The sequence below is a fragment of the Nostoc sp. UIC 10607 genome, assembly GCF_047228265.1.
In the GTDB taxonomy this organism is placed as follows: Bacteria; Cyanobacteriota; Cyanobacteriia; order Cyanobacteriales; family Nostocaceae; genus Nostoc; species Nostoc foliaceum_A.
On sequence record NZ_JBIQNW010000008.1, the window covers coordinates 81,303 to 102,600 of the forward strand.

General features: G+C 40.7%; 20 protein-coding genes. 9 read left to right on the top strand and 11 right to left on the bottom strand.

Annotation, left to right across the window (positions count from 1 at the left end):
- Positions 1 to 41: 41 nt before the first annotated feature.
- Genes ACEYW6_RS10075 through ACEYW6_RS10085 form a run of 3 tightly spaced genes read left to right on the top strand, consistent with a single transcriptional unit; the run spans position 42 to position 2,913 of the window.
- Positions 42 to 794 (top strand): sterol desaturase family protein, encoded by a 753-nt coding sequence (locus tag ACEYW6_RS10075; protein WP_412979597.1) that lies wholly within the window; start codon positions 42 to 44, stop codon positions 792 to 794.
- On the top strand, positions 791 to 1,399 hold the full coding sequence (locus tag ACEYW6_RS10080) for an acyl transferase (protein ID WP_412979598.1): 609 nt from the start codon (positions 791 to 793) through the stop codon (positions 1,397 to 1,399). Before ACEYW6_RS10075 ends, ACEYW6_RS10080 begins: the two co-directional genes overlap by 4 nt.
- On the top strand, positions 1,399 to 2,913 hold the full coding sequence (locus ACEYW6_RS10085; protein ID WP_412979599.1) for a GH3 auxin-responsive promoter family protein: 1,515 nt from the start codon (positions 1,399 to 1,401) through the stop codon (positions 2,911 to 2,913). Before ACEYW6_RS10080 ends, ACEYW6_RS10085 begins: the two co-directional genes overlap by 1 nt.
- A gap of 280 nt (positions 2,914 to 3,193) precedes the next feature.
- On the opposite strand, the gene ACEYW6_RS10090 is transcribed toward ACEYW6_RS10085, so the two are convergent.
- Positions 3,194 to 3,982, bottom strand: a complete 789-nt coding sequence (locus ACEYW6_RS10090) for a tryptophan-rich sensory protein (protein ID WP_412979600.1) — start codon at positions 3,980 to 3,982, stop codon at positions 3,194 to 3,196.
- 558 nt (positions 3,983 to 4,540) lie between these two features.
- On the opposite strand from ACEYW6_RS10090, the gene ACEYW6_RS10095 reads away from it, so the two are divergent.
- Complete coding sequence (locus ACEYW6_RS10095; protein WP_190894997.1) at positions 4,541 to 4,795, top strand: hypothetical protein; 255 nt, start codon at positions 4,541 to 4,543, stop codon at positions 4,793 to 4,795.
- A gap of 101 nt (positions 4,796 to 4,896) precedes the next feature.
- On the opposite strand, the gene ACEYW6_RS10100 is transcribed toward ACEYW6_RS10095, so the two are convergent.
- Together ACEYW6_RS10100 and ACEYW6_RS10105 are read right to left on the bottom strand one after the other, a co-directional pair.
- Positions 4,897 to 5,037: a hypothetical protein gene (locus ACEYW6_RS10100; protein ID WP_190894998.1), complete on the bottom strand. Its 141-nt coding sequence runs from the start codon at positions 5,035 to 5,037 to the stop codon at positions 4,897 to 4,899.
- Between the two features lie 71 nt (positions 5,038 to 5,108).
- A complete protein-coding gene (locus tag ACEYW6_RS10105; protein WP_390625486.1) occupies positions 5,109 to 5,300 on the bottom strand; it encodes a DUF2949 domain-containing protein in 192 nt (63 codons plus the stop codon).
- Positions 5,301 to 5,806: 506 nt separating this feature from the next.
- Here ACEYW6_RS10105 and ACEYW6_RS10110 point away from each other — a divergent pair.
- The 4 genes from ACEYW6_RS10110 to ACEYW6_RS10125 all read left to right on the top strand — a co-directional run bounded on the left by ACEYW6_RS10110 (position 5,807) and on the right by ACEYW6_RS10125 (position 9,917).
- Complete coding sequence (locus ACEYW6_RS10110; protein WP_412979601.1) at positions 5,807 to 6,235, top strand: KTSC domain-containing protein; 429 nt, start codon at positions 5,807 to 5,809, stop codon at positions 6,233 to 6,235.
- 391 nt (positions 6,236 to 6,626) lie between these two features.
- Complete coding sequence (locus ACEYW6_RS10115; RefSeq protein WP_242059184.1) at positions 6,627 to 7,112, top strand: molybdenum cofactor biosynthesis protein MoaE; 486 nt, start codon at positions 6,627 to 6,629, stop codon at positions 7,110 to 7,112.
- Between the two features lie 371 nt (positions 7,113 to 7,483).
- Complete coding sequence (locus tag ACEYW6_RS10120; RefSeq protein ID WP_412979602.1) at positions 7,484 to 8,872, top strand: DUF2079 domain-containing protein; 1,389 nt, start codon at positions 7,484 to 7,486, stop codon at positions 8,870 to 8,872.
- A 724-nt stretch (positions 8,873 to 9,596) separates the two neighbouring features.
- A complete protein-coding gene (locus ACEYW6_RS10125; protein WP_190895004.1) occupies positions 9,597 to 9,917 on the top strand; it encodes a hypothetical protein in 321 nt (106 codons plus the stop codon).
- A 34-nt stretch (positions 9,918 to 9,951) separates the two neighbouring features.
- Here the strand turns inward: ACEYW6_RS10125 and ACEYW6_RS10130 are convergent, their stop codons facing one another.
- The 8 genes from ACEYW6_RS10130 to ACEYW6_RS10165 form a co-directional block, all read right to left on the bottom strand.
- Positions 9,952 to 10,296, bottom strand: a complete 345-nt coding sequence (locus ACEYW6_RS10130; RefSeq protein WP_412979603.1) for a DUF2103 domain-containing protein — start codon at positions 10,294 to 10,296, stop codon at positions 9,952 to 9,954.
- Positions 10,297 to 10,301: 5 nt separating this feature from the next.
- Positions 10,302 to 10,628: an ATP-dependent Clp protease adapter ClpS gene (gene clpS / locus ACEYW6_RS10135; protein WP_190895006.1), complete on the bottom strand. Its 327-nt coding sequence runs from the start codon at positions 10,626 to 10,628 to the stop codon at positions 10,302 to 10,304.
- A gap of 157 nt (positions 10,629 to 10,785) precedes the next feature.
- Positions 10,786 to 12,816: an FAD-dependent oxidoreductase gene (locus ACEYW6_RS10140; protein ID WP_412979604.1), complete on the bottom strand. Its 2,031-nt coding sequence runs from the start codon at positions 12,814 to 12,816 to the stop codon at positions 10,786 to 10,788.
- 212 nt (positions 12,817 to 13,028) lie between these two features.
- Positions 13,029 to 15,581, bottom strand: a complete 2,553-nt coding sequence (locus ACEYW6_RS10145) for an RNaseH domain-containing protein (protein ID WP_412979605.1) — start codon at positions 15,579 to 15,581, stop codon at positions 13,029 to 13,031.
- Between the two features lie 69 nt (positions 15,582 to 15,650).
- Complete coding sequence (locus ACEYW6_RS10150) at positions 15,651 to 16,007, bottom strand: hypothetical protein (RefSeq protein WP_412979606.1); 357 nt, start codon at positions 16,005 to 16,007, stop codon at positions 15,651 to 15,653.
- Between the two features lie 24 nt (positions 16,008 to 16,031).
- Positions 16,032 to 17,882 (bottom strand): hypothetical protein, encoded by a 1,851-nt coding sequence (locus ACEYW6_RS10155; RefSeq protein ID WP_412979607.1) that lies wholly within the window; start codon positions 17,880 to 17,882, stop codon positions 16,032 to 16,034.
- Positions 17,860 to 19,662: a hypothetical protein gene (locus ACEYW6_RS10160; protein ID WP_412979608.1), complete on the bottom strand. Its 1,803-nt coding sequence runs from the start codon at positions 19,660 to 19,662 to the stop codon at positions 17,860 to 17,862. Before ACEYW6_RS10160 ends, ACEYW6_RS10155 begins: the two co-directional genes overlap by 23 nt.
- A 3-nt stretch (positions 19,663 to 19,665) precedes the next feature.
- Complete coding sequence (locus ACEYW6_RS10165; protein WP_412979609.1) at positions 19,666 to 20,802, bottom strand: hypothetical protein; 1,137 nt, start codon at positions 20,800 to 20,802, stop codon at positions 19,666 to 19,668.
- Between the two features lie 144 nt (positions 20,803 to 20,946).
- Here ACEYW6_RS10165 and ACEYW6_RS10170 point away from each other — a divergent pair, with 144 nt between their 5' ends.
- Positions 20,947 to 21,294: a helix-turn-helix domain-containing protein gene (locus ACEYW6_RS10170; protein WP_412979610.1), complete on the top strand. Its 348-nt coding sequence runs from the start codon at positions 20,947 to 20,949 to the stop codon at positions 21,292 to 21,294.
- Positions 21,295 to 21,298 lie beyond the last annotated feature (4 nt).

The following is a 21,298-nucleotide window of genomic DNA, read 5'->3' on the forward strand; positions in this document are numbered from 1 at the left end:
GTAATTCGTAATTCGTAATTAATCAGTGTGAGCAATTAAAGGTGGAAATAGTTAATTTTGCACACTTGCTAATTTTCGGTTCTTTTATCGGCTTAGTTGGTTGGACTATTAGCAATCAGGTTGGACGAACTCAACTCAAAGTTAAAAGTCGTGAAGATTGGTTGCTAGATAGTACAGGGTTAACGATTCAAGGAATTTTAATTCCCTTACTACAAGCGACTTTAGTTTATTGGCTTTATCAATATTTACTACCCACTCAACAAGGATATTTAAAATTATCATTAATTCCGACTTTTATTATCAGTTTTGTTGTGGTTGATTATTTATATTATTGGAATCATCGTTTATTACATACTAAATTCTTGTGGAAAGTTCATCAAGTACATCATACTGTTACTCAAATGGATGTATTAGGAACTTCTCGCAACACACTTTGGACAAGTTTGTTAATTATTTATTTATGGATACACACTTTGTTTTTGTATCTGTTAGCCGATCCTACAGGTTATGTACTTGGAGTAAGTCTAACTTCTGCCTTAGATTTATGGCGACATAGTAGCTTGATAATTCCTGAAAGTAGCTGGCTTTATCAATTTTTATCTTCTTGGCTAATCTTACCGCAGGATCATGCTTGGCATCATTGCCGCGAAATCCACAATTATAACTATGGGGCTAATCTGAAAATTTGGGATAAGTTACATGGAACATATTATGAAAGCGAAAAATTGCCATCTATAATTGGAATTCCTAGCTCATTAAACTTGTTTCAAAAACTTTTATTCCCATTTTCATGACAGTTCTAAGTAAAATTCTTTCGTTTTTTCCCGCCTTTATATTATTGCTAACTGGGGCAGCAATAGTCTACCTCGCCTATTCACCCAATATCTTCAGCATTCTGGCGGTGTTCCTTTCTATTTATGGGCTACCAGTGGTAGTTTACCGCTTGCATGAATGGTTTTATCCTGTGCGCGAAGGTATTAGTTATCTACAAGGTAAAGAATATAGTCCCTGGTGGGGTAGTCATCAAATCCAAGTAATTTATATTGCAATTCCGGTGTTGGAGGCAGTGCTGCGGTTGATTCCGGGGGCGTTTTCTAGTTGGTTGCGATTGTGGGGTGCTAAAGTGGGGCGAGATGTCTACTGGACAACAAGATTGGAGATTGCCGATCGCAGTTTATTAGAAATTGGCGATCGCGTCGTTATCGGGCATGGTGTCGGTATATATTCTCACATCATTAAACCCCGCAAGCAAAATTTAATGTTGTATGTCAAAAAAGTCAAGATTGGCAGCAATGTCTTTGTGGGAGCCGGATCTAATCTTGCTGCTGGTGTAGTCATTGGCGATGGTTCTTATTTACCAGTAGCCACCAAGCTTTATCCTAATCAAAAGGTGCAATAATGCGTCCGATTATTCAGCTTTTTGGGCAAATACTCGCCCCAACTGCGAGGCGATTTTATCAAGCTTTGGATAACCCAGAGTTAATGCAGACATCTGTACAAAGGGAGATTTGCGATCGCCTAATCAAAAGTGAGTATGGTAAAACTTTGGAGATTCATTCTGTAGACGATTGGCAGCGTGTGCCAATCGTAGATTATGATGCACTCGAACCCTACTTAAATCAGAAACAGCAGCAAATTTCCCTTACACCAGAACCCATTTTGTTCTATGAAAAAACCTCTGGTAGTAGTGGTGCGGTAAAATGGATTCCTTATACTCAATCTTTGCGGCGATCGTTTAATCAAATGTTCTGCGTATGGGCGCATGATTTGATTGTACATGGCCCAAAATTTTCCACAGGCAAAATTTATGCTTGTATCTCGCCGCAATTAAATGTAGCTGATAGCCAAACCTTACAGGATGATTTAGATTATTTAGATGGCTGGTTGCGTTGGTTTTTGCGTCCCTGGTTGGTGATGCCAAATAAACTTAATCGGCTGTATGACGCGAACTTGTTTAAACATCAACTGGCTTTGGCATTATTAGAGGCTGAGAAATTAGAAATTATTTCTATTTGGAGTCCTAGTTTTCTGCAAGTACATTTAAAATATATTCAAGAAAATCAGGATTTATTGCGAAGAGAATTACACAACCGGATTTCACATCATCGGCTGCAACTCCTGTGCGAAAGTAATATTCCCTGGATGCAACTCTGGCCAAATTTGAAGCTGATTTCCTGCTGGGATAGCGCCAATGCAGCAGATCAAGCGCAAGGATTAAGATTAAAATTTCCAGATGCATTAATTCAAGGTAAAGGACTACTAGCAACGGAAGCCCCAATAACGATTCCCTTGATTGTCGCTGGGGGATGTGTGCCAGTTCTGGATGAAGTGTTTTTCGAGTTCGAGGATGAGACTGGTTCCTTGTATGGTTTACACGAACTCAACATTGGCAAGGAATACACGATTATTTTATCCCAGAAAGGCGGATTGTATCGTTATCGAATTGGCGATCGCATCCGGGTAACTCATTACTATCGCCACACTCCCTGTTTAGAATTTCTCGGACGACATCAAGCCGTTAGCGATTTGGTGGGTGAAAAGTTGCAAGAAACCTTTGTAAATAATGCTCTTATTAAGTTGAACTTGCAAGAAACTAATTTTAAAAGCTTGATGCCGATTGCCGATCCTCCACACTATATTTTATTACTAGATTCGGCAAAAGAAAGCCCAGAAATTATCGCTCAAGAACTGGATCTGGCTTTATCGGAATCACATCATTACAAGAGAGCGCGATCGCTCGATCAACTTGCACCACCACAGGTTTTAATCTCTAGTCAAATTCCTCAAGTGTTAGTTTCTCATCGTATCCGCACTGGAAGTATTTGGGGAGGTATTAAGCATCCAATTCTTGCGAAATCACCCATTAGCGCTGAACTTTTACAAGAATTGAAGTTGGAAATTATCCAGAAATAGCTTACCAAGTACTAGAACACCAATTCAGTAATCCTGGAAGAACCTCTCCCCCAACCCCTCGACCTTGGCGTAAGCCTGCCGTTAGGCATAGCAGAGAGGGGAGTTTGGCTCCCCCTTCCCTAGCAGGGAAGGGGGCTGGGGGGTTAAGTTTTTAATTACTGAATCGATGCTCTAGTACAGCACGACGTAAATAAACTACCCATTCGAAATGTCCGAAACCATAGCAAAAACGTAATTACAAATTAATTTACCGTAGCGGTAGCGAGTCCGCCGGGAGCAATTAAATATGTTCTTGTTGGCTGCTCCTGATCTGCATCGTAGCCATCAAAACCAGGACAATTGCCAAAATCAACGCGGCATTTCTGAGCATTGAATTATCAGAGTGCTTGAGTGCGATCGCCACAAGTGCCCAGAGTATTACTCCTGTATAAGCGATATCTCGACGCTGGATGACAATAACTGCTGCAACTGCTGTTGCGATCAATAACATGATGAGAGTCCATATTACAGCAGAAATTCCCCAACCATTCCACCCCTGAAAAGACAAGGCACACGCTACGTTGACAATGGTCGCCACGCTAATCCAGCCTAGATAAATGCTGATAGGAAAGTGAACACACCATTTCTTGAGCCGAGGTACACGCTTGTTGCCAATTTCTAACTGCACATAAACAGCAATCAGGGGCAATAGAATAAAGAGCATTGCAATTACAGAAAGCGCAAAAAGCCGAGACAAAAACAGATAAACCCAGATACTTTGAGCAACACAGGCAATCACCAACAGATAACCTGTCTTACGAAAATCAGGCTCATGTCGTTGTTCAGGTAGAGCTTGGTATACCCCAAAAGCAAACAACCCAAGGTAAATCAGACCCCAGATAGCAAAGGCGTAATTGGCAGGGATAATCAGGACATTTTTAAATAAAGTATTGGAAATTTCCCCTATACTGAGTCCATTGAGCGGAAAAACGTTCGATACTACATTGATAATGAAAGCACCAAAGATTGCAGCCAAAGTAACAAGCTGCCGCCAAAAATCCCGGTAATTGCTAGAGTTGGACTGCTGCATAGGATATTAACTCATATCTTTTATGCTTTTAGCTTACATCTGAAAAAGATCGATGCCTAAGGCACAAGAAGTCAACGAGGATGCGTGACCATATTCTCTGTGTCAACTGGAGCACTCTACCTGTTCTAATGCTGGATCGACCAAAATCACCGTTTTAGTCCCTAAACCTGTAATCAAATGAGTATATGTACTTATTTATGGTTCAAAGAATTGTCGAAATAACATGATGCATAACTCTAGATGAAATTGTTTTATTATCTAGATGTCGATCAAAATAGACTTGTCGCCTAATAAACTTTTTGAGTTTTTCGAGCGAGGCAGAACAAGGGTTTCAGATACTAATTTTTTATAAACCGACAAGTCTAATGAACTTATGTAATATTTGAGCTTTCTCACAAGTTCCTCACAATCTTTACCTAACCTTTGAGTAAAGCTAACTCAATGGTAGAGGTATGACCTTTATCCTCTCAAATACATAATTTACCGATACCAAAGGATTTTGATTAGCTGACTTGTGATTTCTTCGCTCAATTTTATCGAGTTCAAGAGGAATGAAAAATGAGTTTAGAAACTTACCAGAAAGAAGTAGAACACCTGGGAGAATCGCAGGGTCTTAAAGACCACGACCACGATCTGGTTCACGATCTCAGTCGAAGACTCGATGCCCTATGGCGGTATGACCAATATTTTGCCAATGCTGAGGGGTATGATTCAGTACAAGCCTTTTGGAGAAAGGTTAAGGAACAAGAGAAGCAAAACATAGTGGAGTTAAAGAAACTACTCTCGGAACATATTAGGCTTGGTGATTTCTAGGAGTGTTTTCAAAAAGCCTCAATAAAGCTACTTTTCCTCTTATTAACTGAGGAGACAGTTATTTTCAGAGGGGGCTAAAGGCTTTGATCTGTTCAAATTCTTTAGCCCGTTTTTGTATTTGGTTGCCAATGCGATCGCAAATTCCTCCCGTTACGATTAGTTAATTGTTTACTTATTTTGGGGTTTGATAGCGATCGCACTTCCCGGAATTTGGAATGATCGAGTGGGCAAGGAAGAGTCACCTTGCTCCTGGTGGGCTTTCTGCTCTAATTGCTGTAATTTTCTAACTTTGTTGCCAGTTTTAAGTAGCAGCTTATACTGTTTCCAACCAATCAAAAATTTGGGCTAACTGATCCAGTGTTACCAGCCCATATTGCCAGAGGGTCATAGCTAGAAAGTTGGGGGTATGCTCACAATGCCGCAAAGCAAGAGAAATTGCTCCACCAGAAATACCCAACTCTTCTTCTAAAAAATGCACCAATTGATCTGTAGCTTTCATAGCCATGTTAAACAATGTTAATTAAGTTTTATTTTGTCCCGGCAATGCTTTTAGCATTTTCTTATTTATGTAGCTAAACTTAACAATTAAATTAATCTTTGGGAACTAACAAGCAAATACGGTTTACCGTACTCAAAGAATTAACACCACTCGAAAGGAGAAAACTTTAGCCTTGCGGCTCAGTAAATCAGTAGGCATTGGAAAAATCTCTAGTTGATGTAATTAAGTCATTTGTGGAGTTATTACACAACAGTCAGTTGCTATTCCAGATAATTGAGTTGAATTTTTTCAACCTGTAAATCTTATCGGACGTTTACTAGATAGTCGCACTACTCTACTAAAGCCAGACGTTAGTTTGAGAACGTCACCGCGTCTCTACACACCTAAAATTCTCGCTTGGTAAAAAACTTGACAGCGAAGTGTATTTATAGTATATTTGTACTATAAATACACTTAAGTGTTGCATAAAACTTTAACACTCCCGACTACGCCAACAGGAGAGCACAAAATAAATGAAGCTATCTAAGGTAGACTTGAGCAGTTTAATAGCGATCGCTCACTCTGATGGATATTTGCAGTTGTTGCTCGATCGAGGCGACGAACTAGAGTTTTTGGAAATACCGGCACCGATACAAGCTTATGAAGGATTGCAAGAACTGAACGAGGTTATCGCCGAAACGACTGCACTACCTTTTGAAGAGGAACCAATTGTCATGCTACCAGTTGTCTCCTCAATGGCTATGGCTGTAGGCTACGATCGCGACGAACATATTTTGCAAGTTGAGTTTCAAAGTGGGGCTGTTTATCAGTACTTAGGCGTAGATGAGGATACTTGGGAAGATTTACATTCCTGTGACTCAATTGGCAGCTTTTTCAATCAAGAGATTAAAGGCAGATATGACTGCGATCGTCTAGATCAAGCAGATTATACTATTGACTAATAATTGTATGTAGGGTTTTCAATAATTCTTGCGTTGTGTAAGGTTTAGCTAAAAAGGCTGTGTGTTCACCTGTTTTGTCGATTGGAACTTGTTCACTTGTTGCCAGTCCACTTACTTACAACAATAAGTTGTCTAATTACCAAGCGGCTAACAGTTTGCAGTGCTTCCACCTGTTTGGGACTGATTTGGCGGGGTATTAATTATACATTACTTTACATAGTTTAGATTTTCCTTGCCCACTTAATTTATGGAAAGAGATTTTTAAGCCTTGATTGCTTTTATCCTAAGAAATACTTGTTTTGCCTAAAGCATTAACAAGAGCAACTAAACATACACCAGCAGCGTTTTGTTCAGAGACAATAGAAAAAGCCCACATAATATGAACGCAGTTATGACGACTACACTTACCTCTGCTGTTAAACCAAGAGCCGAAGATAGTTTTGCCATTAGCTTTGCACCATTGTCTCTTGAAGAAATCTATGCCAAATCTGACGATCCAGCCAACGGTGCCGTGGTTGTGATGAGTGGCGTGGTTCGTAATCAAACTGATGGTAAACCTGTAATTGCTTTAGAGTATCAAGCTTACGAGCCTATGGCATTACAGATATTTTATCAAATTGCTGCTGATATTCGCTTATCTACGTCTGATGTGAATCGGGTAGTGATTCATCATCGCACCGGACGTTTGCAAGTTGGGGAAATTAGTGTTTTAGTAGCAGTGGGTTGTCCTCATCGGAGTGAGGCGTTTGAAGCTTGCCAGTATGCTATTGATACCCTCAAACACAATGCGCCCATATGGAAGAAAGAACATTGGCAAGATGGTTCGAGCCGTTGGGTAAGTATTGGTGCTTGCGAAACATTAGGAGAAAATTGTTAAGATTCCTGAGCTATTTTCTTCAAAGAAGTGCAATCTCTTGAAAAGGCAGTGATTCATTCAGCAATTAGCAAACTGATGTGTTCATAGATATAGCTCGTGGTAGACATCACTAGTTGCTGGATGACACTTTTTTAACTACAGTTAACAAGTAGAGTCCCATAATATATTTATTATTAAATATTATTTAAATAATGAGTTTTCAAAGTTTATTACCATACACGGATTAATACTACTATAAGTTTATTCTCGGCTACGGTTTATTTCTTCTACTCTCTACCCTGATAAGTATTATTTAATAAGTTTCATTAACCTATTTTTTACTAAGTACTTTTGAATTAAACTAGTAACTTGATTGTTGTTTAATTATTAGTATGCAAAAAAAATTTGGTTATATTAGTTTTTTAATTTTCATAGGAACTTTTATCCTATTTATCTTTAGTAGTTTAAGACATTTTTTATTTAAATCCAACGCTCTTGATTTAGCTCTTTTTGACCAATGGGTATATTTAATCAGTCAGAATCTACCACCAATATCTTCTTTGTTTGGATTTCATGTGATAGGCGATCATGCAGCTTTTATACTATACCCTATAAGTTTACTATACAAAATTTATCCCAGTGTATATTGGTTGCTTTTAATTCAAGCTTTTGCTTTATCGGTTGGATGTCTACCTGTTTATTTGTTAAGCCTACAAGCTGGATTATCTATACCTTATTCAAGAACAATTACTTTTTCTTATCTACTTTATCCTACTTTATTTAATAGTAATTTTTTTACTGATTTTCGTCCAGAAAGCATAGCAGTTCCTGCATTATTGTGGGCAATATGGGCGGCGATAGAGAAGTGTACTTATCAATTATTTTTTGCTATTGGTTTAGTTTTAATTTGTAAGGATAGCTTAAGTTTAACTGTAATAGCTTTTGGTATTTTTTTGTTGTTACAGCATAGAAAAGTCTATGGATTAGCTTGTAGTTTAATAGGGCTATTTTGGTACATTTTCACTATTGGTTATTTAACACCACTTTTAAGAGGTGGTCCAGCAGGGGGAGTTGTTTTTTATGCTTCTCTTGGTAGTACTCCCAAGGAAATAATCTTTAATACTATTAGTAATCCTAACTTAATTTTAGGAAAGTTTTTTTCTCCTAATGCATTATTTTATTATTTCCTTCTTTTATTACCAGTAATTATTGGATTACATTGGAAGCAAATAGTATTTGTAATACCTGCTTTACCAATGTTTTTATTAAATATTATTTCTGATTATGCACCACAACGAGATTTAGTTCACCATTATTCATTACCGATTTTCCCTTTTATTATTGTATGGTTAATACATTCTATCAAAGAGTATAAACAAGAAAATAAAAAGCATTGGTTGAAACCTAAGACATTAATAGTTTCTGCTACTATTTCTTTTTTGGTGTTAGCTAAATATGATTTTTTTATAACACGTTATTTACCAAATATATCTAATCTACCTTCTCTATATAATGCAGTAAGTTTGGTTAAAACTAAGGAGAGTGTTTTAACAACATTTAATATTGCTCCCCATTTAAGTAACCGTCAAAACATTAAGTTAATTAATAAAGATTTGAAATTACAAAATGGTAATGAAATTTTTAATTATATACTTATAGACTTAAATAATAATAATTTTGACTTTAATTCCAATTTAGTACTTCAGCTTAGAAGTAATTCTACTTACAAACTTATATATCAGTCTAACGGCGTTTATTTATTTAAGCTACCTCCAATTTAAGAACACATGCCTAGAAAATTAATGCCACAGTATAGTAGCTTTTTAGTATTAATCAAAATTTCACCTTTTGAACTTTAAATTTCTCAGAAGATAATAATATAGCGGTTCTTGTTTACGTGAGGTACACCCCTAGGGGCACGGTACTGCCCATTGGTGTCAACTTAACGTGAAAGCCAGTCTAGAAGCAGCTTTTAGATATTGTCTCGTTCCCAGTCCGAGACTGGGAATGGCATCTTGCTGGCGGCAGAGCCGCAATTGAAGTGCATTTCCAGCCTCTTGCTGGAAACGAGATTTGAAAAGGCTTTTAGCTTAAGTTGTATGGGCACTGCCGTGCGCCTACACCTGGCGATATAATCTTGTACCGCATCTGAGTGGGAACCGCTATATCAACAACAAAGTGTCTTTGGGCAAATACTGTGATTTACTTTTAGTTCAAAAACGAACTGCGGTAATTTGCAATGTGTTTTTTGATTTGCATGAAAAATTCGCAACTTTTTTATTTGTCCAAAATCTAAACCAAATAGTAATGTCTAATTCCCAAACACCTACTTAACAGAAATGTTTAATTTTTATTAAAAATATTTAAATTTGCAAAACAACAATTTTTGTTGCATTTGTTTACATAAACTCCATGACTCTATTGAGGTTTGTAAATATTTTGTATTTCTACAAGGAATATTCCTTTAGACTGATCTTCAACTGAAAAATGTGGGGATAAACACAAATGCATTCGTTAAATATTTTTTGTCACGAATTTGTAGTTGCTGTTTCCTGTGTAGCTTGCATTATTGGACTGCTGTTACTGTGGGATGGTAAGCAGCAAAAAAATGATGTGGAAGAAACAGAGCGGATTCTATTTAGAATGAGCTTTAGTTACTGGCTAGTTTACTGTCTAGCCTTTGGCATAGAAAAAATAGTTTTACCCGACTGGGAATCTGTGCTCATGACTTTGAGAATAACTACGGCTCTGTCATATTTTTTAACTTTTTCTTGCATTCTCAGTCTGCCACTACACAAATTTGCAGTCCACCGTGTTGAGGAATAGTCGTGGAGCATGAGGCATTGGAAATTGGATATGATTAAGATTTCATAGCGATCGCTAATGCCGTTTCTAGTTCTGACTGCGCCAAAGGGGTTAAAATAAACACTTCCTGTACCGTCTTCCCCTGCCGTGCAATTACTTTATAGCCGCCGCGAATCGGTACTGAAACACGCAATTGCATTTTCGGGCAATGACCTTTTACCCGGCCAATGACTCCCGGCGTCACGGTTTGAATGCAATCCTGCTGACAAAGACGTTCTAAAATGGGGATAAGACCATCAAGGTGTGTCGAGTGATTCCAAACCAGTCTGCCAGCTTTTTGCGTTCGCGTAGCGTCTCGTAGAGAAGCTGCTCGGAGGGAATCTGCGGTGGGTTTGCCCATAATAATTAAGCTGCTTCTAGAGGTGCCATTGTCAAACCTGCTCGGCGCAGCTGCTGATGATAGAGTTCCGCAGGTTCTTGGGGACCAACCCAGACGATCGCTTGACCTTCATAGTGTACCTGATTAGTCAGATCCCACGCGCGATCGCCACTCATCCCTGGAATATATTTCATCAAACATTCAGTCACGTGTTGGAATGTATTAAAATCATCGTTTAATACAATCACTTTGTAATTCGGATAAGTCTTACGGGTAACTTGATCAGACTGTTTCGGAGCTATAGTTGGTGCTGTGGCCATCCCATAGACATCTGCTGAAAATATCGTAACCATAGAACAATTAGTCAAGAGTATTTTACAAAACTACATTACAAATAACTAGTTTAGTCCATTGTCTGGGGACTGGAGATTTGGGAGTTGGGAGTTAGAGATCAGCTATTGTGTATGGGGAAAAATTTAGTCCCCATACCCATGCCCAATACCTAATGCCCTACCGCCAATTATCCCAGTTTTCGTTAAAAATTGATGTATCGGGGAAGGCGGTGGGGTTGCCATTTTTTTGTAAAAGCCGTTTGAGCGCTTCTAATTGTGGCTCTTGTTTGGGTAAGTCATCGACTAGTTGGTAGGGTGCGATCGCATTTTTGATGGCAAAACTAGCAACAGTTCCCGCCGCTGCGCCAGCCGACCATTCAAAAGAATGGACTCGATAGGCAGCAGCGGCAATATGACTGGTACCAATACTTTTGCCTCCTACTAGCAAATTGTCAATTTTCTGGGGAATCATTGCCCTCAGAGCAATTTGGAAGGGATAAGCAAGGCCTGCACCACGCCTTTCACCTGGACGTTCTATATTACCAGGGGCTTCTGGGGGACTATTCACCATGCAAGGATGGAAATCGATAGCGTAGTGACCAATACCCACAGCATCGGGAAAGATGGTAGAACGAGTCCGTCGCATTGCTTTGTCTGGTGAAATCCCACCGCTAATTACAGATGTGGCTTCCAATCCTGATAGTGCGGCTCTTAACTGCCGATACATATCTGCTGGTAGAGTTTTGCGGTAATACTCATCATTGTAATCTCGCCGAGATATATCAATTTCCCAAATAGTAAAACCTCCAGGTTGTCCCCAACTTGGGCGGCCAATGATGCGGCGTCCCTCTCGCATATAGGGATATTTCGATAAGCCATGTGCTGTGCCCATTGGGGAATTTAACCCGGAAACAAAGCGGTTATTAGTTCGCTGCTGCTTTACACCCTCCCCCAGCTGGGAATCTGTAGTTCCAGCTACTAACCAGTAATAGTATGAGAGGGCATTTTCTTCAGCGTTGCGGAGGGTTTCTGTTCGCAGTCCTCCCATCCAGCCCCCTGGTTTTAACTGCCCAGTCCCTTGTAACTGTTGGCGACTGTAAACTAAGTTATCTTTGGCTGTTCCGGGGCGGTAGTCGTTACCCCAAGTCCAGTTTTGCATGGAGATGTCCCCTGGTGTCGCAGCAGTAAAACTTACACCACCGAATTTTGCTGGTTTCCCTTTGTTTGGACTCCAAATGCGACGATAGGTAAAAACTAAATCAAAGTTAGCCAGTCGCGTTAATTCATAGCTGAAATATGGTGCGTATTGTAAATAAAATGGGGGCATCGTCTGCGGTTGCGGTTCCTTGGTTGCCTCCATTGCAAAGGTGTAGGTAAAGCCTTGAGGGCAATAAGGGTCATTGTTGGCGCTGGAAGCCGAAGGTTCCAGGTAGGAACGGGCATCAATGCCTAATCGGTAGGGGACATCAGCAAGGGCGATAATTTCTCCAGTTTCGCTCGCGTCTACAACGTACCACTTAGGAGCATCCCCTTTCGCTGCCTTGGGGAGGAAACGGAGAATAGTTTTGGTAAATCGAGACGAGTTTTCGTAGCGATAAGCATCTTCAATACTTTGAGATAAAGTAAAAGTATTGAGAGGTGGTGCGCCTTTTGGTGGTTGATGTTGGATAGCGATCGCACTATCAATTATTTTGCCATCAGCAGCAATTTCTAAGTCCTTAATTACCGTGTTGGGAAACCATTGCAACTTCCCTTTGCCTTGCTTCTCAGCATCTTTGAGCATCTGGACTAAAATGGTGTGAGCATCGCGGGGAAGAAAGCAGGAGTCACTTACCCAACAGTCACCGGGGTTAAGTTCACCGTATTTGCGCCCAATCCGGTTTCGCAATTCTAGGTAGCCGCGAGAATAGAATTGGAGAGATCGCTGAGTTGGGCGTTCGTCTAACGCAGATGTCCCTTGAGAAGAAATTTGTCCTCCCAGCCAGTCAGTAATTTCCGTGAGACAAACCGTTCGCCCTGCTAGTAAAGCCTCATAAGCTGTAGCTACGCCAGAGAGTCCACCACCCACAACTAAAATCTCGCAATTGACATTTTTATCTGGGGTTCTCGGTGGTGTGGCGTTCGCTCCATCAAATGCAACTAAGGTGGATATGAAATTGAGACTGATCAGCGATGTCAAGCTATAAGCTACTTTGTGTCTGCGCTTCATGGTTAAAAAACCGCTCCAAATCCTGTGTCACCTTGTAGAAGGTAGCATCCAGGAAATGATCATCACAAGTTTATAAGAGTAAATATATTTAAATACAATTTTTACACTTAAAATACTGAGTACGCAGGCTAAATTTACCCTGAAGTTATTAAAGCTGAGTTAAAAGTGCTGATTACTGAGTACTTTTTTCCTCATCTATGAGAAACATTGATTCAGACTTCTACACCAAGGATGCATAAGTGATCTTTGATTAATTGTTTGCCTAAATGCATTGGATATGGTGGATGAATATTACCCATTGACCACGCTGGTGAGATTCGTAAGTAGTGTGGTACTCGGCAAAGTGACTTTAGGCTTTCTTCTGTTTTTTGAAAATCCGAACGGATGAAGAAGGGAAGCATTTCTAACATCTGCTGGTGCTTGAATGCGATATTTGCACCGTATTCGTCATTTTGAGAATCGAGCATATAGAGTTCGCGTGCTGTTGAGGTATCTTGGCCTTTTTGTGTTTGCGGTAATCTTCCAATAGAGAAGTAATGCAGCAACTCAGGTACAGAGGAATCGTGAAAACCACTTAAGTGAATTAAATCTCGTGCTGGAGAATTCTCATTCCAAGCTTGTCGATTGGTGATGTATTGAGTTGTCTCGTTGCCAGTGCGGAAGCGAATTATTCCAAGCAGGTTCCTAAGTTGGTTATGGTCACGAGGATATACACAAGCATGACCTGGGACATGTTGAAAGTCTAAAACATCCCGGTTTGCAAGGAGATATTCATTTTTTAGTTGAAACCAAGCTTGGCCTCCATTTTCCTCACCACGCTCGTTACGCCATACATCGGCTTCGATTAAGACAAGAGTCGGTTTATCACCCACTTGAGTTAGTACATCCGCCGCAAATTTTGCAAGTTCTATTCCCTTCAACTGAATTGTTTTAAGATAATTGCGATCGCACCGTACCCGTGAGAAAATTTGTCCCAGTGCAATCCCTGCCTGTGCATAAGGAATCCAATTGTTAGAATTGGGAAATAATACATCAACTGCACCAGTTGCCCTTAGACGAACAGCAAGGGCATAGTGAATATTATCTTGTCCTTGAGTAGCTTTTCGGCGACAAAGGGCAATTACATCTAAATTTTGGGCGATTTCCTTTGGTATTCCTGCCCGTTCATAGACTTCTGAGGGCAGTCCATAGAGTACCCCAACTTGGCGTAGGGTTATATCGAGTACAGCATTCAAAATACGTCCTTCTGTCTTTTTGCTGTAAGATGGCGATGTATCTGTGCTTTCATCTTCTTTGTCAGATGATTTTGGTCTAACTGTTTGCACCATTTGGGAACCGATTTTTTCTAACACACAAGCTTCACGAACTACTCTATAGATGCTTTGTTTGGGATGAACTCCCTTCTTTTTTGTTTGTCCAATTTCAACGATCGCAAAACAGTAAGGCTTAGTAGTAGGGTCAATTAAAGCAGTAACCTCATGCTTCAAAAAGTCGCGCCATGCATCGAGTTTTATTTGATGCTGCTTGCGTATTTGTTTATCAAACTCTTGACCATCTTTAAGTGCGAGTCCGGCTGTGTCGAGTGGTTTCAAGAGATTTGGATCGTTAATCCACACAGATGATACTTTGATATGCTCTGGAAAATCTTCTCCTTCATTGAGCAGGAAAGCATCACGCAATGTCTGGCAAGTTACATCATAGGTATCTCGTTCGCGCCACAGAATAAAAAGATGTATGGGTTTTCCTTGCAATGCCCGCTCAATAGCATCAGCAATGATCGTTTGTCTTTCTTGACGACGGTTATCTACACGTTGCTTAATTTCTTTTTCAGTCAGCTTTTCTTTTTGTTGTTTTGTAAAACTTGGAGGTTGAGAAATATATTCGTAATCACGCATCGCCAAGGGTGTTTTTTGACCAGATGGAGCAGGAATATCAGATTGCATTGGATTATCTGATATTAAAACACCGTTTAGAAGCTCTAACACTTGAGCAACGATATCACCACGTTCCTGTAAACTAAATCCTGGTTTAATACTATGTCCTCGTCCTCTTTTATGGTTTTCATGTTCATACTTATATCCTTCAGCATGAACTAAATAATATTCATCTCTATTCCAGTTAGAATGATTATCTAAATTGCCGTATATAAAAGGATTGCAACGAATGTTATCGGTTGTTTCAAGGGGACGCGCTTTGAATGCAGCTAGCAGATTTGGTAATTGAAATTTCCACAGATTACTATCTTCTCTTCCATTGTTCTCAATGGTAAGACGTATCAAAGTTGAATCTACTTTGTAACCAGATAAACGTTCCTCATTCATCCCCATCAGGACGGAGATATCACGGCCATAATTAGTTTCAATTAATGGCTCATGAGCATATCGTTGGCAACTTAAATGCAAAAAAATCCACGGTTGAAGCTTGCCATTTTGGTTGAATCGCCCTGCTTGAGTCTGAACGCGAAAATCCAAGCGATAGACAAAATAACCTTCCCTTTCGTTGCCATAGTCATCTGTGTACAGTGCCGGAAATGGTTGACTGACCAAGAATAGCCCAGTACGACCTGAGCCATCGCCTTGTACCTTGCGCCACTGGATTTCTTGCTCTCTTTGCCCGGAGCGAATAACACATTTTTTTTCATGCAGCAATGTTGCTAAGAAACTAGGAATGGCTTGGTATCCCAGTCCTTTTTCAGCATTGATGTTTTGAATGAGCGTTTTTGGAGTAATAGGTTGCCAATCCCAATTAGTGGGAATTATGACCATATTTTCAAGGAAGCGATCGCAAACACTATTTACCTGATCTGTTTTACCCTTACCATCAAATTGCTTTGTTCACTCCTGCGCCCAAATCATCACTAACTCATGTATTTGCTCAGGAGTTGGAACTCGCAACGGATTTTCAACTGTTCCTACAGCTAATGCTCGATAATCACCTGTACCAAAGTATTCAAAACCATGTGTCAACGTTGATGCACAGGCAAGCAATCCATTGTTTAACTGTCGATATGGTATCCAGACCTTTTTCTTGCCATTAGGTGAGAGAACTTCTTCCATACTGTTACGAAAGTCCGCAACAATTTCTGCAAATGGAAACTCAAGTATCGCAATTTCTAAATCTGTAAGAGCATCTTCTGCAAGATTCATTCTGGCAGGTAAGAGAATAGGAGATTGCACGTCTTTTTTAGGCATTATGAATTCCTTTATACAAAAAATTTACCAATGCAGGTCTTCGATTCCTTCCAGTGCATCGGCTAGAGGCTTGTAAAGCGCGTTTCCCACTGTGTTTTCTTCACTGGCGTAGTCGCAGATTCGTAGAAGCATCGCAACCAGAAGACTTGTCTCTTCTGTATCTAGTTCAGATAATTCTGGATCAGCTTTCCTTGCAGCACTCTTGGGTGCCCAAGCTGCATCGACAAAATAACCACGAAATGGGACACCTCCACGCAAAAGACGACCAACGGCTTGAATAACTAATCCAGCAGTAGTTGCAGCAAGATCGAACCGTGGAAAAGCAAGTAATTCCTGATTATCGCGCAGGGTTTTATAGTAAGAACGTTGCTCAACCGATCGCCAGTAACGCGCCGCTAGTTGGCGCACCTTTTCAGCACGTTGTACAATTCCGTCTCCTTGTTGCCATGCTAGAAAGTCTGCTCTATCTGCCCACTCTAAAGCACGACGGTTCATTTCTTGGGCGATCGCTTGTGTATCATGTGGATGTGGATATGGACGAGTCAGAAAGTAAACAGCACCAAATGCAGCCTTACCATTTGCATTCAAAATATTGAAACCACGCCCGATTGCATTCATAGGAGCAACAAGAATCTTTCCTTTAATTTGCCCAAAAGTTTCAATATCTGCACGATTGAGCGCACCCTTATCAGGTGGTTTGACAAATTTCGCTAGCTCATCAAAGTTATCTTCCGTGTATGTATCTACATTGTCACGAACTAGGTGATAAACAACGTCCTGCTTACTTGACCAGCAATTGCGAATTTCGTTTGCTGCCCAACGAGCTTGATCGTATGAGTTGACTAGTAAAAGAAGGCGATCGCGATCCCTCCAATGGTTACTTAAATCATTTTCGCCAAGATGTTTTAATTCTCTGAGTTCTTGCCCCAAATGACCTGTACCGTTACTACCAACAAGCGATCGCGCTATTTCCTGAAACAAGCCCATTTTCTGCCGTTCGGGACTACCAGAAATGCGGAGAGGTTTTTTCTTTTGGTCAAATTGGGGAAGAAATTTGAAGTGGCTTTGAGCGATCGCATCTCTCGCCCCCTGTTCTGGCATTAAAACACCCTGCGGATTACCAACGTGAAAGCTGGTAGAATCTGGTAAGTAGGATGTTCCAGAAAGTGCCAGCACATTGGGGCCACGTTGACCATTAAAATCTGTTAATAAACGATGAAAGTTTAAAATGTAGCAGCGTCCAATATTGGTGTAGGCAAACAACGTTAGCGCATTATTGCTGCCATATCTGGATCTTTTATCGTCATCATTTCCTCTGGAGTAATAAGTGCCAAACTGTCGTCCTGTGGGAGGCAATGGCAAAATATTCAACATTGCAGCAGGCATTCGACCATGCGGTGATTCGTCGTTGATTGATTGAGGTCGGTTGTGCCATTCATAGAAGACAATTCGAGTGTGCCGATCTAAAAGAGCGATTGTTAGCGCAAATTGGAGGCGATAAGCCAAAGTTTCAATAGTATCTACTGGATCTAGCTCATCCCCGTTTGGTGAACGTCGCTGTTGTTGAGAACTTTGATTGCGATTCTCCAATTCTGTTCGCAGTTGCGCTAAACACTGTTCTGTATTTGGGAAAAATTCGATAATCCAGGCTCTGCAATCTCTGTAGATATTCTCATCTGAAGCACTTTCTCCAGTACTATTGATTTCTTGCATAAGACGCGCCAGACGAAAGACTGGATCTCGGTTTGGGTTAGATGAAGGCTGCATCCGCAACGGATCATCCTCGTTGAGTAGTGCATCAAAATAGCGCACAATTGGCTCAACAAGTTGAGTATTTGCTCTTGAAACTGCCTCAGATGTATTCAGAAGGTTCAAATTCTTCTAATCCAGCAAGACGACGCGCAAATTTGAACAGAAGAGAGTTAGGTGTAAAGTAACCTCGCTTGATCCAATTTCGGAGAACTTGATGTCCAACCTGTTTATCGAGTAGGGTTAGTGTTGCTGTAATAGCTTTTTGTGCATCACGTTCTGCGCCAGTCCATCGTTGTGTTGATGGGGGCATAACACGGTTAGTTTTAGAGAATTGTTCTGTTTTCACTCCAATATCATCAAAAACGCCGCTATTACCACCGTCAGTAAGAACCACCTCCTCAGCATAAGTGTCATCAAACCACTTGTTAATTGTTTCTATTTCATCAAAGACCACAAAATCTGATTGTTCATTAACGAGTTCACCGATTTTGATCGGGCGCAAGTCTAAATGACGTGGTAATCCTGCCATTGCCATCGCGCCAGGAGTTGTTATCCAAACACGGGCATTTGGCATATCTCGATAGACTTGTTGGGATGGGCATTTATCAAAGAATGGACACAAATAGGATGAACCGAGGTTTTTACCTCGCTTGCTGCGATCGCTTTTAGGCATCTTTTTTAGAGTATGACAAGGTTCAATTCCCGGTTTAAGAGCTTTGCCGTCTAGAAGTTGAATAAAATCACGCTCTTTTAGCTGACCTTGGAGAGGACAAGCTGTGCCTAGCCAACGTTCACCCCAGTGAGGCTGTCCGCGTTGTCGATGTTCTTGATAATCTTTTGAAGCAGAGAAACTCTGAAGGTGTGCATCGCGTTTACTGCGCCCCAAGATTGGCACTGCTACTGGATCATCATTCTCTGGATCGTTACAAAACCACCAGTTAATTTGGTTTGCTAGTTTAATTGCTGATTGCACATCACTAACGACTAATGTGATCCGGCGATCGCAATGATGCCGCACAACATTAACGCTAAATAACTGCGAAACCGTAGTTTTTCCAGAGGCAACCATGCCTGCAATATTTGTGAAGCCATCTAACTCAAGAATTTGCTCCTCTTGCGGAAACAGTGTTCCGTTCTGCTGAACTTTGTGGAAGTTAATTTTGCGAAAGCGATCAACCCAGTGTCCTCTAGCAGTTTGATCCCAGCCATATTGACGCGCTAAGGCTTCCTCTCGCCGATCAATCCATGCTGCATCTAGCTCTAAATCTGGAATACGAAGCGAAAACGAACTACGAGAACGAGTTGTAGCAAACCAAGCTAACGGCTGTATTTGTGCATTTCGTAACTGTTGCCGTGTAAATCTGACTGGTACTATAACTGTCTCTTTTTCTGTCTTTGCCTCAAACTGATAAGTGGTTTTGGCTTCTACCTGTTTAACTTTGCGAAGCCGGATATGTAAATTAGCAATTAGACACCGTTCGTACAAATCTTGATGAACTTGATGCCGGAGGTTTTTGGCAGCATTAATAATATAGCTATCCCAGTTTTGCGGAGTGAATTCGTGATAGTTACGCCAATCTAGAGGAATCCTTAGATAAGAACGCAGTGCGCCTAACCAAGCAAAACGGGCGGAAAATGGAACTATTTGGCGAGTGTTGGCGATCGCTCGACGTTCCATTTCATTCAAGTTCTGCAAACGTGGATGTCTCAAAGGCATTCCACTCAAGATTGCCCAAGGTGCGGTGACTGGCTCATCATCAAGTTCCAAATACTCTATCAGAGCAAAGCCAAGCTCTACTTGAAGCAACAATTCAGCTTGAATACGATCCAAACCTGCTTCCTTCAACTGTTCGAGGCGGTCTTTAAACTCGGTCGGTACTTCAAATAAGTTCATCTGACTCATGGACTATTTTTCTTCCCGCAACTGCTCAATTTTATGGATAACTCTTTCCTCAAATACAGCATCACTCAGAAGATGGGTACTGCTAGGCAGCTTTGTCGCCTGTTCACGAAGAATTTCGAGGTAGTCCTCTCGTTGTTGCAAGCGTTGGATGGGAATAACATAAAAGCTCTCGTCATAAAGCAGATCGCCCTCACCAAATAGAGGTGTCAGCTTTGGTGCTAAATTGTAGGGGCTTCGGTAATCTTTAATATCCACAGCCCAGGTTGATTGGTCACAGAAGCGTAGTTGTAAGTCATAGCGATCAATGCCTGGATAAAGATGGATGGCACAAAGCTGATCTGAGTATTTGCTTTGAAGTTCTTCCAACGCTTTAAATAAGCGCATCTCAGGTATACCCGGTAAACAAATACGCAAATGGATACCAAACTTCAGACGACGCAGCCCTTGTTTCCAAGTGATTTGTCGAATAAACGGCAAATTTTGGCGATGATCGTTGCAAGCACTGGGTTTTATACCACGTAACTTTCCATACTTTTTAAACAAAGGGCCGCAGCGATCGCAATTCCAGCAAGGCTCATTTTCTTCACACTCATGGTAGAAATCGCCAACTTCTTGAATATCAATATGTCGAGTTTTGGAAAATATTTTGCGAAGCTGTGTTGGAGTTGTGTATGGATTCTCAATCAAAAATAGACGCAGCAAAACATACTCCTGCTGAACGCGCTCAGGATCGCTATCGTTGTTGTAAAGTTCTTGTAACCGTTCCAAAATTTTCTGAAACTGGACATTCTCTATGGCAATTTGTTTGGTTAAAGTGGTGGCAAACTCTGATAACTTGGTTTTTTCAAGTAGTTCCTCATATAAATATCGGCTTGCTTCTTCACTCAACCCCTCTTCATAGAGCAGACCAAAATCAGAGTCAAACTCTTTTGGCAGTAAGCGCCCTGGATACCAAGTTTTTACAGGTTTTTCGAGTAATGCTAAAAGACCAGTTAGAGTCCGTGGGTATGTTACAGCAGTTAGCTCTAAAGCTAGTTTATTAAGAGCATGACGGAGCAGTTCAGGATATGGATACCTGCTATCTGAACGGACAAACTCTGCTAAACCAAGGATGAGATTATCAAATTCATTACTTCCCATTGAAGGTAATCCTTCATTTAGAGGATTTTTTTAACAACACGAGCTTTTTCAAGCGTGATACATTTGTTTCATAAACCGTACAATATTATTTATTTTGTGTCAACTAAGAGACAATTTATTCTTTTGTGAGACAGGAGCAAAGGAATGGGAAGTTATCTAGATATAGAACGGTTAGCAAGCCTAGTCCGCAAAAAACGCGGCAGCAGAGGACTACGGGAAACATCGGCGGAGATTGGTAATGTTAGTCCATCCACTCTTTCACGAGTAGAGAGTGGAAAAATGCCGGATATGGAAACTTTTGTGGCACTTTGTAACTGGCTAGAAGTGCCACCTGCTGAGTTGTTTAGAACCTCAGAGGAGGATCAACTGGATACGCCTGAAGCGATCGCTATTCAACTACGCGCTGACAAAAATCTTGATCCAGCGATCGCGAATGCTTTAGCATCCTTAGTCAAAGCAGCGTATCGTGATCTCTCTCAAAATGATGGCTAATTGA

Bases quoted from the DNA above. Each gene is read 5' to 3' on its own strand.
- ACEYW6_RS10095 (WP_190894997.1), top strand. From the start codon at position 4,541: ATGAGTTTAGAAACTTACCAGAAAGAAGTAGAACACCTGGGAGAATCG.
- ACEYW6_RS10080 (WP_412979598.1), top strand. From the start codon at position 791: ATGACAGTTCTAAGTAAAATTCTTTCGTTTTTTCCCGCCTTTATATTA.
- ACEYW6_RS10140 (WP_412979604.1), bottom strand. From the start codon at position 12,816: ATGAAGCGCAGACACAAAGTAGCTTATAGCTTGACATCGCTGATCAGT.
- ACEYW6_RS10085 (WP_412979599.1), top strand. From the start codon at position 1,399: ATGCGTCCGATTATTCAGCTTTTTGGGCAAATACTCGCCCCAACTGCG.
- ACEYW6_RS10150 (WP_412979606.1), bottom strand. From the start codon at position 16,007: ATGCCTAAAAAAGACGTGCAATCTCCTATTCTCTTACCTGCCAGAATG.
- ACEYW6_RS10115 (WP_242059184.1), top strand. From the start codon at position 6,627: ATGACGACTACACTTACCTCTGCTGTTAAACCAAGAGCCGAAGATAGT.
- ACEYW6_RS10130 (WP_412979603.1), bottom strand. From the start codon at position 10,296: ATGGGCAAACCCACCGCAGATTCCCTCCGAGCAGCTTCTCTACGAGAC.
- ACEYW6_RS10120 (WP_412979602.1), top strand. From the start codon at position 7,484: ATGCAAAAAAAATTTGGTTATATTAGTTTTTTAATTTTCATAGGAACT.
- ACEYW6_RS10160 (WP_412979608.1), bottom strand. From the start codon at position 19,662: ATGAGTCAGATGAACTTATTTGAAGTACCGACCGAGTTTAAAGACCGC.
- ACEYW6_RS10145 (WP_412979605.1), bottom strand. From the start codon at position 15,581: ATGGTCATAATTCCCACTAATTGGGATTGGCAACCTATTACTCCAAAA.
- ACEYW6_RS10170 (WP_412979610.1), top strand. From the start codon at position 20,947: ATGGGAAGTTATCTAGATATAGAACGGTTAGCAAGCCTAGTCCGCAAA.
- ACEYW6_RS10105 (WP_390625486.1), bottom strand. From the start codon at position 5,300: ATGGCTATGAAAGCTACAGATCAATTGGTGCATTTTTTAGAAGAAGAG.
- ACEYW6_RS10090 (WP_412979600.1), bottom strand. From the start codon at position 3,982: ATGCAGCAGTCCAACTCTAGCAATTACCGGGATTTTTGGCGGCAGCTT.
- ACEYW6_RS10165 (WP_412979609.1), bottom strand. From the start codon at position 20,802: ATGGGAAGTAATGAATTTGATAATCTCATCCTTGGTTTAGCAGAGTTT.
- ACEYW6_RS10110 (WP_412979601.1), top strand. From the start codon at position 5,807: ATGAAGCTATCTAAGGTAGACTTGAGCAGTTTAATAGCGATCGCTCAC.
- clpS (WP_190895006.1), bottom strand. From the start codon at position 10,628: ATGGTTACGATATTTTCAGCAGATGTCTATGGGATGGCCACAGCACCA.
- ACEYW6_RS10125 (WP_190895004.1), top strand. From the start codon at position 9,597: ATGCATTCGTTAAATATTTTTTGTCACGAATTTGTAGTTGCTGTTTCC.